Source organism: Tessaracoccus terricola (assembly GCF_054776555.1).
Genome location: NZ_BAAHBS010000005.1, coordinates 681,511 through 694,570 on the forward strand (window position 1 = coordinate 681,511; position 13,060 = coordinate 694,570).

General features: G+C 69.4%; 14 protein-coding genes and 2 tRNA genes. 10 read left to right on the forward strand and 6 right to left on the reverse strand.

Annotated features, from left to right (window positions below):
* Positions 1–15 precede the first annotated feature (15 nt).
* On the reverse strand, positions 16–528 hold the full coding sequence (locus tag ACYU7G_RS13110) for a GNAT family N-acetyltransferase (RefSeq protein ID WP_461108518.1): 513 nt from the start codon (positions 526–528) through the stop codon (positions 16–18).
* 32 nt (positions 529–560) lie between these two features.
* Here ACYU7G_RS13110 and ACYU7G_RS13115 point away from each other — a divergent pair, with 32 nt between their 5' ends.
* Positions 561–1,181, forward strand: a complete 621-nt coding sequence (locus ACYU7G_RS13115; RefSeq protein ID WP_461108520.1) for an alpha/beta hydrolase — start codon at positions 561–563, stop codon at positions 1,179–1,181.
* A gap of 17 nt (positions 1,182–1,198) precedes the next feature.
* On the opposite strand, the gene ACYU7G_RS13120 is transcribed toward ACYU7G_RS13115, so the two are convergent.
* The 4 genes from ACYU7G_RS13120 to orn all read right to left on the reverse strand — a co-directional run bounded on the left by ACYU7G_RS13120 (position 1,199) and on the right by orn (position 3,214).
* Positions 1,199–1,654 (reverse strand): ATP-binding cassette domain-containing protein, encoded by a 456-nt coding sequence (locus ACYU7G_RS13120; RefSeq protein ID WP_461108522.1) that lies wholly within the window; start codon positions 1,652–1,654, stop codon positions 1,199–1,201.
* Positions 1,651–2,319, reverse strand: a complete 669-nt coding sequence (locus tag ACYU7G_RS13125) for a FadR/GntR family transcriptional regulator (protein WP_461108524.1) — start codon at positions 2,317–2,319, stop codon at positions 1,651–1,653. The genes ACYU7G_RS13120 and ACYU7G_RS13125 overlap by 4 nt, the downstream gene beginning before the upstream one ends.
* Before the next feature lie 113 nt (positions 2,320–2,432).
* Positions 2,433–2,505: transfer RNA gene (locus tag ACYU7G_RS13130), tRNA-His, on the reverse strand.
* A gap of 79 nt (positions 2,506–2,584) precedes the next feature.
* Positions 2,585–3,214 (reverse strand): oligoribonuclease, encoded by a 630-nt coding sequence (gene orn / locus ACYU7G_RS13135; RefSeq protein WP_461108526.1) that lies wholly within the window; start codon positions 3,212–3,214, stop codon positions 2,585–2,587.
* Between the two features lie 69 nt (positions 3,215–3,283).
* On the opposite strand from orn, the gene ACYU7G_RS13140 reads away from it, so the two are divergent.
* A tRNA-Arg gene (locus tag ACYU7G_RS13140) sits at positions 3,284–3,356 on the forward strand.
* A gap of 1 nt (position 3,357) precedes the next feature.
* Positions 3,358–3,714, forward strand: a complete 357-nt coding sequence (gene arsC, locus ACYU7G_RS13145) for an arsenate reductase (glutaredoxin) (RefSeq protein WP_461108528.1) — start codon at positions 3,358–3,360, stop codon at positions 3,712–3,714.
* Between the two features lie 15 nt (positions 3,715–3,729).
* On the opposite strand, the gene ACYU7G_RS13150 is transcribed toward arsC, so the two are convergent.
* Positions 3,730–4,329 (reverse strand): 2'-5' RNA ligase family protein, encoded by a 600-nt coding sequence (locus ACYU7G_RS13150; RefSeq protein WP_461108530.1) that lies wholly within the window; start codon positions 4,327–4,329, stop codon positions 3,730–3,732.
* A 144-nt stretch (positions 4,330–4,473) separates the two neighbouring features.
* On the opposite strand from ACYU7G_RS13150, the gene ACYU7G_RS13155 reads away from it, so the two are divergent.
* The 7 genes from ACYU7G_RS13155 (at position 4,474) to ACYU7G_RS13185 (ending at position 13,050) form a co-directional block, all read left to right on the forward strand.
* On the forward strand, positions 4,474–5,139 hold the full coding sequence (locus tag ACYU7G_RS13155; protein ID WP_461108532.1) for a biliverdin-producing heme oxygenase: 666 nt from the start codon (positions 4,474–4,476) through the stop codon (positions 5,137–5,139).
* Entirely contained in the window at positions 5,139–5,648 is a 510-nt protein-coding gene (locus tag ACYU7G_RS13160) for a DedA family protein (protein ID WP_461108534.1), read from the forward strand. The genes ACYU7G_RS13155 and ACYU7G_RS13160 overlap by 1 nt, the downstream gene beginning before the upstream one ends.
* A gap of 37 nt (positions 5,649–5,685) precedes the next feature.
* Positions 5,686–7,032 (forward strand): PrsW family intramembrane metalloprotease, encoded by a 1,347-nt coding sequence (locus tag ACYU7G_RS13165; protein ID WP_461108536.1) that lies wholly within the window; start codon positions 5,686–5,688, stop codon positions 7,030–7,032.
* Positions 7,029–8,753 (forward strand): ABC transporter, encoded by a 1,725-nt coding sequence (locus ACYU7G_RS13170; protein WP_461108538.1) that lies wholly within the window; start codon positions 7,029–7,031, stop codon positions 8,751–8,753. Before ACYU7G_RS13165 ends, ACYU7G_RS13170 begins: the two co-directional genes overlap by 4 nt.
* On the forward strand, positions 8,753–10,354 hold the full coding sequence (locus tag ACYU7G_RS13175; protein ID WP_461108540.1) for a GTPase: 1,602 nt from the start codon (positions 8,753–8,755) through the stop codon (positions 10,352–10,354). Before ACYU7G_RS13170 ends, ACYU7G_RS13175 begins: the two co-directional genes overlap by 1 nt.
* A 77-nt stretch (positions 10,355–10,431) precedes the next feature.
* Positions 10,432–12,114, forward strand: coding sequence for an energy-dependent translational throttle protein EttA (ettA, locus tag ACYU7G_RS13180; RefSeq protein WP_461108542.1), 1,683 nt, complete (start codon positions 10,432–10,434; stop codon positions 12,112–12,114).
* A 9-nt stretch (positions 12,115–12,123) separates the two neighbouring features.
* Positions 12,124–13,050: an ion transporter gene (locus ACYU7G_RS13185; protein WP_461108544.1), complete on the forward strand. Its 927-nt coding sequence runs from the start codon at positions 12,124–12,126 to the stop codon at positions 13,048–13,050.
* Positions 13,051–13,060 lie beyond the last annotated feature (10 nt).

A 13,060-nucleotide genomic window follows, 5' to 3' on the forward strand; every position in this document is an offset into this window, starting at 1 on the left:
CGCGTGTTCAGTCCTTCACAATGGCAGGTCCTCAACGGTCAGGGCGAAGCGTTCGTGATCCCGCCAGGCGCCGTCGAGGAACAGCATCCGCGGCGTGAAGCCCTCGTGCCGGAAGCCCAACCGACGCGCCATGGCGATGGAGCGCACGTTCTCCGGGCGGACGTTGACCTCCAGCCGGTGCAGGCCCAGCCCCTCGGGCTCGGGGGCGAGGGCATGGGCGACGACGAGCCCCATTCCCTCGGTCATCAGGCCGGTGCCCGAGTACGGCCGGTAGGACTCGTAGCCGAGGCTGGCGTTCTGGAACCTGCGGCGCACGATGTTGGAGATGTTGACAGTCCCGACGATGCCGCCGTCGTCCTCGCAGATCACAAGGCGGGTGGTGTAGTTCTCCGACTGCCGCGCGAGGATGTCCACCAGCACGTCGGGCTCCGACGGGCTCCAGGGGTTCAGGTCCGCCAGGGAGCGGGCCACGGCTTCGCGATGGGCAGCCAGGTCCGAGGGGACCGGGGGTCGGATCGATACGCGCACCCGACCATCGTGGCACCGGTAGGGTGCGGGACGTGACTGTGAGCATTGATCCAGACGTGGTGCAGTGGCGCGAGGGAACGGCTGGCGAGCTGCTGGTGCTGCTGCACGGCCTCGGGTCCAACGAACTCGACCTCTACGGCCTCGCGCCGCACCTGCCCGAACGCTTCACCGTGGCCTCCCTGCGCGCTCCGCTGCGCTACGGACCCGGGTTCGCCTGGTTCGAGTTCGGTGGCGCCGCCGACCCCGAGGACCACGAACTGATCGACGCTTCTGCCAAGGCCGTGCTGGCCTGGCTGGACCTGCTCGAGCAGGACTTCGACCGCGTCCACCTGCTCGGCTTCTCCCAGGGCGGCGCCGTCGCCGTCCAACTGGCCCGGCTCGCGCCCGAGCGGTTCGCCACCATCTGCCATCTTGCCTCATTCGTCCACCCCGGTAAGCTGCCCGGCGACGCCGCACTGGCCGAGCACGAGCCCCGCACCCGCGTCCTGACCACCCTCGGGGACTTCGACGAGGTGGTCGGCCATGCCCGCGCCGCCCGTTCCGCGTCGTGGCTGGACGAGCACTTCGACGTCGAGCGCCACAACTACCCCCGCGGCCACTCCATCGTCCAGGAGGAACTGACGGACCTGATCGCCTTCCTCGAGAGCGCCTGAACCACCGCGGGGGCCGCCTAGGGTGGTGGCATGAGGCTCCGACCGGGTTTCCTCGCCGCGGCACTGCTCCTCGTCGGGTGCACGGCCGAACCCGCCGAGCCCACGGCGCGGGCGCGCGTTTCGGCCGTCGGCTCCCAGCGGTTCATCAGCTCGATGGTGCCCGTCGCGCCGGTGAGGACCACCTGCTCCACCGTCAGGGCTGACCGAAGGGGATGGCGCGGGTTCACGTGCCCGATGGACTCGCGCAGCCTGCGGATCTCGACGCGTCCGAGCCGGTGGCCCAGCACGTGAACGGAGCCGTGGGTGGGGTGCTTCTCGGCGCCGCACAGGCTGAGGATCGTGCTCTTGCGCGCGCCGTTGGGCCCGATCAGGGCCCAGTGCTCGCCGGCGTGCACCCGCAGGTTGATGTCGCTGAGGATCTCCTTGCCGTCCCGGATGAAGTCGACGCCCTCCAGCCTCAGGATCTCGCTCATGCGATGTCTTCCTTCAGTGCCATCAGATGGGTTCGGCTGAGCTGTCGCGCGAGCTCGGCGTCTCGGGCCGCGACGGCGTCGGCCAGCGAGACGTGGGCGTCGTGGTCCGCGTCGTCGCCGAACTTCGTACGGATCCTGATCATGGCCACCATCGCCTCGCGGACCCGTGGCGTGAGGACGTCGAACAGCTCGAGGGGGACGGGGTTGTGGGCGGCGCTGACCACCGTGCGGTGGAACGCGGTGTCGGCGTCGACGTGGACCTCCGCTTCGTGGCGTTGTTCCTTCCGAGCGGTCAGTGCTTTCCGCATGGCTCGAAGGTCTGCGGGGGTTCGCCGTCTGGCCGCGAGGTCAGCCGCCTCCGTCTCGATCGCGATGCGAGCCTCGATGACGGCGGCGATGTCCGAGCGTCGCAGGACCAGGTCCCAATCGTCGGGGACGTCCAGGGCGGTCACGAACACGCCGGCGCCCTGCCGGGAGGCCAGGACGCCTCGGCCGGCCAGCTGGCGGATGGCCTCGCGGACCGTGGAGCGGCCCACCCCGAGTTGGGGTGCGAGCGTCGTCTCCCCGGGCAGCTTCGCGCCCAGGCCCCACTCGCCGGAACGGACGCGTTCCAGCAGGGCGTCCGCGGCCTGTTCGGCCAGTGGTGCACGCGTGACGCGACTCATCTCAACTTCTCAGCTTGTCTGAGGAGTAAGGCCAAAGTGTAGGACCGCCGTGCGGCAACTGGTGGGTGCAGAAACAACGAGGTCCGAGCCATTTGGCTCGGACCTCGATTCGGGGTGAGTAACGGGACTTGAACCCGCGACATCCTGGACCACAACCAGGTGCTCTACCAGCTGAGCTATACCCACCAAGTTGCCGCCCCAGTGGTGTGGGGCAGCGACGCACAACGATAGCGCATCCGCGCCGGAACAGCGAAACCGGGACTGCTCAGGCGGAGGCGGGTGCTCCGTCGGGGTTGGTCAGCGTGCCCTGGTGCTTCACCGCGATGGCGCGCGCCTCGGCGGAAGTGGGGCCCGGCTGGGGGATGAACACCACCTCGCGGTAGTAGCGCAGTTCCTCGATGGACTCCTGGATGTCGGCCAGCGCTCGGTGGTTCCCCTGCTTCACTGGCGCCTGGTAGACCACCTTGGGGTACCAGCGGCGGGCCAACTCCTTGACCGAGGACACGTCCACGTTGCGGTAGTGCACCCACTGCTCCAGCTCGGGCATGTCCCGGGCCAGGAACGCGCGGTCGGTCCCGATGGTGTTGCCGGCCAGCGGTGCCTTGCGGGCGGTGGGCACGTGCTCCTTGATGTAGGCCAGCGCCTGCGCCTGCGCGTCCTCCATGGTGGTGCCGGACGCGAGCTGGTCCAGCAGCCCGGACTTGGTGTGCATGTCCCGGACGAAGTCGCCCATGTTGGCGAGCTGCTCGTCGGTGGGCTTGATGAGGATGTCCACGCCCTCGCCCAGCACGTTGAGCTCGGCGTCGGTCACCAACACCGCCAGCTCGATGAGGGCATCACCCACCAGGTCGAGGCCGGTCATCTCGCAGTCGATCCACACCAGTTCGTCACTCATGGCCTACAGAGTAGGCGCACGCGCGGACAGTTCGCAGCGCACGTCCGGAGCCAATAGCATTGGTGGCCTGCCCCGGTAGCTCAGCGGATAGAGCAACTGACTTCTAATCAGCAGGTCGCAGGTTCGAGTCCTGCCCGGGGCGCATGGCTGATGTGACTGTGTTCCACAATCCCCGCTGCTCCACCTCCCGTGCCGCGCTCGAGGCCGCCGACGATGCGGGTGTGGCTCCCGACGTCGTGCAGTATCTCAAGGAGCCCCTCGACGAGGCGGGTCTGCGCGCGCTGCTGGTCAAGCTCGAGGACCCCGCCACGGACCTCGTTCGCCGCGACGCCAAGTTCGCCAAGCTCGGACTCACCGACGACGACGTCGCCACGGCGGAGCAGGTGGTCGCGGTGCTGGTGGAGCACCCCGAGCTGATGCAGCGGCCCGTGCTGGTGAAGGGGGAGCGGGCCATCATCGGTCGGCCCAAGAACCGCGTGCCGGAGTTCCTGGCCGACTGAGTTCGAGGGCGTGACCTAACCGGCGAGGCTCCAGTTGGCCAGGTGCGTGAAGTCGAAGATGCCGACCTCGGGGCGGATGGTCACCGAGACCAGGTGTACCTCGGAGACGCGCAGGGTCCCGACTGGGCCGATGGCGGCCAAGCGGGCTGACGCGTCGGCGTCGGGAACGTCGCCGATGGCGTAGGCAAGCGTGACGTGCGGGGCGTGCGGGGCGCTCGGCAACTCGTCGGTCAGCACGGCAGTCACGCCGGAGACCACTGCTGCGTGCAGCGCGTCCCACTCGGCGGACGCGGCGGCGGTGCTCACCACCGCGGTCTCCTCGACGGCCGGCGCACCCAGGGTGAGGTCGAAGGGGGCGACCCGGGCCAGCGCCTCGGTGAGCGTGGCCCCCAGCCGGCTCAGTTCGGCCTGCTTGAGCTCGTCGTCGAACTGCGCCAACCGCTGCAGGGTCAGGTGCAGGTACGGCCGGGGCATGGCAGGCAGTCCTGGGACGTCCTCGAACAGGGACTGGACCTCGGCGAGCCGCTCGCCGACCTCCTCGTCGGGGAGCACGTAGAGGTGTAGCGAGCCGTCGTTGCGTGCCCAGGGTTCCATCTGCTCGAAGAAATTGCGCATCTTGCCTCCTGCGCGGAGCCTACTCGACCCCGCCCGAGCCGCCGCGGCACCGCTGCCATAGGCTTGCGCTCATCGTGAACACCGTTGCGCTACACCATGCTTGCGAAATAGGGTTAGGTGTACCTAAGTGAACAGGAGGTCGCCGTGACCCAGCTCTCTGAGGAACTGCGCGACGCCACCGCCGACGCCCACGCCAGTGCGGAGGGCTCAGACTTCATCACCCGGCTCATGGGCGGCACGCTCGACGTGCGCGCCTTCGTGCTGTTCACCGCCCAACTCCACGTGATCTACGAGGCGTTCGAGGCGACGCTGCACGCCCACTACCTCGAGCACCCCCTCGTCAAGGGCATCGACGACCGCCGCCTGGACCGGCGGGAGGCGCTGCTCGCAGACCTCAACCACTTATACCCCGGGTTCGAGGAGGCCATCGCCGACGGCAGCCTGCCCATCGTTCCCGCCGCCCGCCGCTACGCAGAACTGCTCAACCACGAGCACACTGCGGAGCGCGTCGTCGCCAACCACTACGTCCGCTACCTCGGGGACCTGTCCGGCGGCCAGGCCATCGCCAGCCTCGTTGCCCGGCACTATGACGTCTCACCGGACGGCCTCGGCTTCTACAGCTTCCCCGAGATCGGCAAGCTCAAGGCCTACAAGGACCACTACCGCCAAGCGCTGGACGGACTCGTCCTCGACGACGCCACCCGCTCGGCGCTGCTCGCCGCCGCCGTCGAGGCCTTCACCCTGAACCGCGCGGTCTTCGCGGACCTCGAGGCCGAACTCGCGTCCCGTGACGCGGAAGTGGCCGCCTGATGGAGGAGGCCTTCAGCGGATTCCCCATCGGGATCACGTTCCTGCTGTTCTTCCTCGGGGCCATGGTCCGGGGGCAGGCCACCTACTGGCTCGGGCGCATCGTCACCGAGCAGTCACTCAAGCGCACCCACCCGAAGTCGGGCTGGCGCAAGGGCGTCCACGACTGGCTGCAGGGCGACTCCGTGGCCAGGGGGGCCAAGTTCATCCGCAAGTTCGGGGTGGCCGCGGTCCCGTTCGCGTACGTGACCGTGGGCCTGCAGACCCTGATCATCGCCGCGGCGGGCGTGATGCGGATCAACATCATCGCGTTCACGATCGCCCAGATCCCCGGCTCGCTCGCGTGGGCCACCATCTACACCACCGTCGGCTTCGCCGTCTGGGGTGCGGTATTCGGGGCCATCCAGGGCCACCCGCTGTTCATCGTCCTGCTCGCGCTGTTGGTGGTGGGCGTGGTGGTGGCAATCGTGTTGAAGCGCCGTCGCCGCGCACTGGAGTCGACCGCGGCCTGAACGGGTTGGCAGCCCTGCCCGCTACGCTGTTGCCATCATGAGCACCCTCCAGATCGAGAACCGGGAACGCTGGCTGTCCGGGCTGCCGCCGAAGGCCGGCCCGCAGCGCCCGTGGTACCTGCGGATGTTGCGCAGCCCGAAGTTCTGGCTGGCCCTGGTGCTCATCCCGTTCTACGCGTACTGCCTGTGGGACCAGTACCTGCTGCTCCACCCGGACACCACCTTCCCCGACGGCACGGTGGCGCTGGGGCTGAATCACGACTCGCTGCGCTTCGGCGCGTTCTGGGCCATGTGGACGGCACTGGCCTACTTCCTGCTGTTCCTGTGGCTCGACCGGTTCCGGCCACAACGCCCGCTGATCTGGCTGCTGGCCTTCGGCTGGGGCGCCTGCGCCTCCACCTGGATGAGCATCTACGTCAACACTTGGGCCGGCCAGATGATGGCCACCACCGACGCCAACGCGGACATGGGAACCCGGGCCGCCATCTTCATCGCGCCGTTCGTGGAGGAGGCCACGAAGGCCACCGTCCTGTTCCTGCTGGTGATCCTGTTCCGACGCCGCATCGTCTCGCGCCTGAGCATCGTTTCCCTGGCGGGCCTGTCGGCCATCGGTTTCGCCTTCGTCGAGAACATCATCTACTACGCCCGCTCGCTGGTCTACGCCACCAACACCGTCGGCATCGAGGACCCCTACGGCGAGGTGATGGAACTGGTGATGCTGCGTGGCGTCTACACCTCGTTCGGCCACCCGCTGTTCGGCATCATGACCGCGTTCGGCCTGGCCATCGGACTCGCCGCCCGCAGCAAGATCGTGCGCGTCACCGCCCCGCTGGCCGGTTTCGTCGTCGCGGCCGGCGGCCACATGCTGTTCAACGGGATGGTCTCCACCAACCCCACGTCCGCGCTCAAGACCCAGTGGTACATGGCGCTCGGTCTCGTGGCGGTCATCACGCTGTTCCTCATCCTGGGCGTGGTGGCGCAGGGTCAGCTGGTTCGCCGCCGCCTCGGGGACTACCGCCGCGTCGGCTGGCTCACGGACCGGGACCTCGTCGTCTTCTCCGGCCCGTTCAAGCGCATCAAGCTGCACCTCGCGGGCATCTTCCGCGGACCCCGCAAGTGGCTCGCCACCGCAAGGTTCATGCGCCTGATGACCGAACTCGCCTACCTGCGCGAGGGCCGCACCCGCGGCCTGGTGGCCGAAGCCGGTGACTCCCGCGCCCACGAGATCATCCACGAACTCGAGGAACTGCGCCCGCAGGCGCTCACCGACACCGCGGGCCTCAAGGTCTTCCCGCCGCGCAAGCGCCGCGCCCGCAACGACCTGCCGCCGCCACAGGCTCCCGGCCCTGCGGGCATCGGCGGGAACTGGCCCGCACCGCGATGACCGGTCCGCAGCAACTGGCCACGGCGCTCGAACACCTCGACGCCACGCTGCCCGCTGCCCAGTATCCGTTGCCGCTCGACGGTGCCGCAGACCTGCGCCAACTCGCCTCCGCCCTGGCGAACCAGGTCCGTGACTACCTCCTGCCGCGGGCCGCCAAGCTGGACGCCCCGCTGCTGGCCGTGGTGGGCGGCTCCACGGGAGCGGGCAAGTCCACGCTCGTGAACGCAGTCCTCGGCAAGGCCCTGACCAAGCCCGGCGTGCTGCGCCCCACCACCAAGTCACCCGTGCTGGTCTGCCACCCCGACGATGCCGCCTGGTTCCGCTCCGGCCGGACGCTGCCCGGCCTGGTCCGCAGTGAGACGGAGGTGCACGACTCCCGCGCGCTGCAGATCCTCCCGTACGACGGCCTACCCGCCGGCCTCGCAGTGCTCGACGCCCCTGACATCGACTCCGTCGACGACGACAACCGACGCCTGGCCCGCCAACTCCTGCAGGCCGCTGACCTGTGGCTGTTCGTCACCTCGGCCGCTCGATACGCGGACCTCGTCGGCTGGGAGGTGCTGGCGCAGGCGGCCGCGCGCAACGCCGTCGTCTCCGTCGTGCTCAACCGCTGCCCACCCGAGGCCATGGAGGACCTCAAGTCCCACCTCGGCCAGATGCTGGCCGAACGCGGCGTCCACGCCGCCCGGCTGTTCGCCGTCGCCGAGCACGAGCTCGAGGGCGACGCCATGGTCCCGGCCGCCGAGGTCCAGCCCATCCGCACCTGGCTCGGCTCCCTCGCGGCCGAGAGCGAGGCCCGTGCCGACGTCGCCGTCCAGACCCTCGCCGGCACCATCCAGGCCCTCGACCCCCAACTGCGCACCCTCGCCGACGGCGTCCGCCACCAGGGCGGCGCCGTCGAACAACTCCGCCGGGGCGCCGAGCAGGAGTTCCGCCAGGCCCGCGACGAGATCGCACGCGCCACCAGCGACGGGACGATGCTGCGCGGCGAGGTGCTCAGCCGGTGGCAGGACTTCGTCGGCACCGGCGAGTTCATGCGCGGCGTCGAGAAGCAGATCTCCGCGTGGCGGGACCGCATCACCGGCTGGTTCAGGGGCGAACAGCAGGCCGAGGACGTGCAGGTGGCCATCTCCGACAGCCTCGCCGCCGTCATCGTCGAGCACGGCCAGGCCGCCTGTGAGCAGGCGGTGGCCCGGTGGTCCACCTCGTCGTGGGGACGCGACATCGTCGCCGCCACCCCGGGCCTGGCTCGCCCCACCCGGGACTTCAACGAGACCGCCACCCGCACCATCAGGGAGTGGCAGGCCGGCATCCTGGACCTGGTCTCGGAGCAGGGACGCGGCAAGCGCGTGAAGGCGCGCTTCCTGGCACTGGGCACCAACGCCATCGGCGCCGCCCTGATCATCCTCGTGTTCGCCACCACCGGCGGCCTCACAACGGCCGAGGTCGGTATCGCCGGCGGCACCTCGCTGTTGGCCCAGCGCATCCTCGAGGGCGTCTTCGGGGAGGACGCCGTCCGCCGGCTCGCGCAGCGCGCCAAGCAGGACCTCGACGCCCGCGTGGAGGCGCTGCTGGCCACGCAGTTGGCGCGGTTCGAGGAGGTCGTCGACCAACTCGCGGTGGACCCGGACGCTGCCGCCCGCATCGACGCCGTCGCCGACGAACTACAGGCCGCCAGCCGGGGGGCTTTCGAGGACCTCACCCGTCCGGAGGGGTACTGATGGCGCGCAAGCTCACGGAGCGACTCGAGGTCCTCGAGCGGTTGCGGGAGGCCTGCGAGGGCCGAGTCCCCGACGGGCTCACGGACCGTGCCCGCGCCGTCGTGGAGCGGGCGGGGGAGCGGCTCCGCGTGGGTTCCCAGACCGTGGTGGCGCTCGCCGGCGCGACGGGTTCGGGCAAGTCCTCGCTGTTCAACGCGATCGCCGGACAGCAACTGGCCGTCGAGGGCGCCCGCCGGCCCACGACGTCGGAGACCTTCGCCGTCAGCTTCGGGCCCTCGAACGTCGAGCTGCTCGACTGGCTCGGCATCAAGCGCCGCAGCGAGGTGCCGCCGGTGCACAAGGGCCAGGAGGACCTGGTCCTGCTGGACCTGCCCGACCACGACTCCACCCAGGTGGCCCACCACGCCGAGGTGGACAAGATGGTGCGGCTCGTGGACCAGTTCGTGTGGGTGGTGGACCCGCAGAAGTACGCCGACGCCGCCATCCACCAGCGCTACCTGCGGCCACTCGCGCAGCACCGCGAGGTCATCACCGTGGTGCTCAACCAGGCCGACCGGCTCAGCCGCGACGAACTGGCCGCATGCCTGGCGGACCTGCGCCGCCTCCTCGACGCCGACGGGCTGCACGACGTCCCCCTGCTGGCCACCAGCGCACGGACCGGACAGGGCGTCGACGAACTGCGCACCCGGCTGGCGAAGCTCGCGGCCCGCAAGTCCGCCACCGCGGCCCGGCTCGGCGCCGACGTCGACGTGCTGGCTGCCGAGTTCGAACAGGCCACCGCCGGCGGCAGGCCCGGCTCCCCGGCGGCCGGCACCGTCGCCGCGCTGAACCGCAGCCTGGAGGCCTCCGCGGGCGTGCCCCTGGTCACCGACGCCGTGCGCAGGTCCATGGTGCACCGCGGCACCCTCGCCACCGGCTGGCCGCTGGTGAAGTGGCTGGCCCGCTTCCGCCCGGACCCGTTGAAGCGCCTCAGGATCGGCGGCGGCAAGGTGAAGGGGGAGACCCCGCAGATCACGGAGCGCAGTTCACTCCCCGCACGGGGCAGCGTCGCCGACGCCCAGCTGCGCACCGGACTGCGCACGCTTTCCAACCAGCTGGGCGAGGGCATGCCCGCGCCCTGGCAGCAGAGCGTCCACGACGCCGTCCACACCAACACCGAACTCCTGCCCGACACGCTGGACCGGGCAATCGTCACCGCAGACCTCGGCACCGAACGCACGCCTGTCTGGTGGCAACTCCTGCGCGGGCTGCAGTGGCTGCTGATCGCCGCAGTCGCCGTGGGCCTGCTGTGGCTGACGGCGAACCTGGTGCTCGGCTACTTCGGACTGCCGCCCCTGCCGGGGGTGCCACTGGTGATGCCCAACGGGATCGAGGTGCCGCTGCCGACGGTGCTCGTGTTCGGCGGGCTGCTGGCGGGCCTGGTGCTCTCGGTCGGGTCCCGCGTGTTCGTCGGGCTGGGGGCGCGCTCGGCCCAACGGCGGGCACGGGGCGTGCTGCGCCGTCGCATCGCGCACGTGGCCGAACGCGACGTGCTGGCCCCTGCGCAGGAGGAACTGGAGCGCTACGGGCGGGCCAGGGAACTCGTCGGACGCCTGCGGTAGGTTCTGCGATGAATGGGGATGGTTGCCCTTAGCTGGCATACTGTGCTCCGGTCCCCACAAGAAGGAGAAGCGCCCCCGTGGCTGAGTTCATCTACACCATGTACAAGGTCCGCAAGACCGCCGGCGAGAAGGTCATCCTCGACGACGTCACCTTGTCCTTCTACCCCGGAGCCAAGATCGGCGTGGTCGGCCCCAACGGCGCCGGCAAGTCCACCATGCTCAAGATCATGGCCGGGCTGGAGCAGCCGAACAACGGCGACGCCGCCCTCGCCAAGGGCGCCACCGTCGGCATCCTCCTGCAGGAGCCCCCGCTCACCGAGGGCAAGACCGTGCAGGAGAACGTCGAGGAAGCCGTTGCGGACATCAAGAACAAGATGCGCCGCTTCGACGAGATCGGCCAGGAGATGGCTGAGCCCGACGCCGACTTCGACGCGCTGATGGCCGAGATGGGGGACCTGCAGACCCAGCTCGACGCCGCCAACGCCTGGGACATCGACGCCCGGCTGGACCAGGCGATGGACGCGCTGCAGTGCCCGCCGCCGGAGACCATCGTCGACGTCCTCTCGGGCGGTGAGCGCCGCCGCGTCGCGCTGTGCAAGCTGCTGCTCGAACAGCCGGACCTGCTCCTCCTCGACGAGCCCACCAACCACCTCGACGCCGAGTCCGTGAACTGGCTCGAGGGCCACCTGAAGACCTACCCGGGTGCCGTCCTGGCCGTCACGCACGACCGGTACTTCCTGGACAACGTCGCCGAGTGGATCTGCGAGATCGACCGCGGCAAGCTCCACCCCTACGAGGGCAACTACTCCACCTACCTGGAGACCAAGCGCCAGCGCCTGCAGATCGAGGGCAAGAAGGACGCCAAGCGTGCCAAGATCCTCGAGCGCGAACTCGAGTGGGTGCGCTCCTCCCCGAAGGCCCGCCAGGCCAAGAGCAAGGCCCGCCTCGCCAAGTACGAGGAGATGGCGGCCGAGGCAGAGCGCAACCGCAAGATCGACACGGCCGAGATCAACATCCCCGCCGGGCCCCGGCTGGGATCGGTGGTGCTCGACGTCAAGAACCTCAAGAAGGGCTTCGGCGACAGGGTCCTGATCGACGACCTCTCCTTCACGCTGCCCCGCGCCGGCATCGTCGGCATCATCGGACCCAACGGCGTCGGCAAGACCACCCTGTTCAAGACCATCACCGGCCAGGAGGAGCCCGACGCGGGCACCGTCAAGATCGGCGAGACGGTCAGCTTCAGCTACGTGGACCAGAACCGCTCCGGGATCAACCCCGAGGACAACGTCTGGCAGGTGGTCTCCGACGGGCTGGACTACATCAAGGTCGGCAGCTTCGAGATGCCTTCGCGCGCCTACATCGCCAGCTTCGGCTTCAAGGGGCCGGACCAGCAGAAGAAGGCCGGCGTGCTCTCCGGTGGTGAGCGCAACCGCCTGAACCTGGCGCTCACCCTGAAGCAGGGCGGCAACGTGCTGCTGCTCGACGAGCCCACCAACGACCTCGACGTCGAGACCCTCTCCAGCCTCGAGGACGCACTCCTCGAGTTCCCGGGCTGCGCCGTCGTGATCTCCCACGACCGCTGGTTCCTGGACCGCGTCGCCACCCACATGCTCGCCTGGGAGGGCGAGGACGAGAACGGCGTCCCGCAGTGGTTCTGGTTCGAGGGCAACTTCCAGGACTACGAGGCCAACAAGATCGAGCGCCTCGGCGCCGAGGCGGCGCGCCCGCATCGCACGGCGCACCGTCGACTGACCCGCTGACCAGTTTGGATGGCTCCAACCGCAGCTGACCAGGCCGTGCCACGCAACACGTGGCACGGCCTGGCCGAGCGCATCGCCGAGAGTAGCTGGTTCCGCGGCTTCATCATCTTCGTGATCGTGGTGAACGCCATCTCCATCGGTATCTCCACCTACGACGTCGCCCCGGAGGTGAGGGCGGTGCTGCGGACGGCGGAGGTGGTGTTCCTGTCCATCTTCGTGGTGGAGATGGTGATCAGGCTGGCGGCGTACAAGTTCAACGTGATCGAGTTCTGCCGGGACCCGTTCCGGTGCTTCGAACTGGGCATCGTGGCGGTGTGCTTCCTTCCCGTGGTCACGAGCAGCGTCACACTGCTGCGCCTGGTGCGCATCCTGCGCATCACCCGCCTGATCGGCATCATGCCGGACGCCAAGGTCCTCATCGACGGCATCCGGCGGGCAGGTCCGCCCGCGCTCAGCCTTGGGGCCTTCATCACGCTGCTCTGCTTCCTCTGGGCGGCCATCGGCTGGATGTTCTTCGGCCACCGCACCCCCGACGGCATGCGCGGCTACTTCGACAACATCGGCGAGGGCATGCTCACCCTGTTCGAGCTCCTCACCCTCGAGGGCTGGAACCAGATCCTGCACGACCTGCGCAGCATCACGCCCTGGGCGATCGTCTACGTGATCGTGTTCCTGGTGGTGGGCACCTACGTGGTGGTCAACCTGATGGTGGGCATCATCGTCAACTCGCTCGACGACGCCTACAAGCGCAAGGACCTGGAGCGCGACGACGCCGACCTGCGCAAGACCGTCGCCGAGCTGCACGCCCTGCTGGACCGGATCGAGGCGAAGGCGAACCTGGAGGCCGAGGCGGATGGCTCCGAGGTGCTGAGTCTGCGCCGGATCAAGGAGGGCGGAGACGCTGGACGCGGGGGAGACGGGTCCGACGGCGGCTGAGAACCCCGCA

Coding starts and splice junctions, on each gene's coding strand:
- ACYU7G_RS13120 (WP_461108522.1), bottom strand. CDS start 1,654: ATGAGCGAGATCCTGAGGCTGGAGGGCGTCGACTTCATCCGGGACGGC.
- ACYU7G_RS13125 (WP_461108524.1), bottom strand. CDS start 2,319: ATGAGTCGCGTCACGCGTGCACCACTGGCCGAACAGGCCGCGGACGCC.
- orn (WP_461108526.1), bottom strand. CDS start 3,214: ATGAGTGACGAACTGGTGTGGATCGACTGCGAGATGACCGGCCTCGAC.
- arsC (WP_461108528.1), top strand. CDS start 3,358: ATGGCTGATGTGACTGTGTTCCACAATCCCCGCTGCTCCACCTCCCGT.
- ACYU7G_RS13150 (WP_461108530.1), bottom strand. CDS start 4,329: ATGCGCAATTTCTTCGAGCAGATGGAACCCTGGGCACGCAACGACGGC.
- ACYU7G_RS13160 (WP_461108534.1), top strand. CDS start 5,139: ATGGAGGAGGCCTTCAGCGGATTCCCCATCGGGATCACGTTCCTGCTG.
- ACYU7G_RS13165 (WP_461108536.1), top strand. CDS start 5,686: ATGAGCACCCTCCAGATCGAGAACCGGGAACGCTGGCTGTCCGGGCTG.
- ACYU7G_RS13170 (WP_461108538.1), top strand. CDS start 7,029: ATGACCGGTCCGCAGCAACTGGCCACGGCGCTCGAACACCTCGACGCC.
- ACYU7G_RS13175 (WP_461108540.1), top strand. CDS start 8,753: ATGGCGCGCAAGCTCACGGAGCGACTCGAGGTCCTCGAGCGGTTGCGG.
- ACYU7G_RS13185 (WP_461108544.1), top strand. CDS start 12,124: ATGGCTCCAACCGCAGCTGACCAGGCCGTGCCACGCAACACGTGGCAC.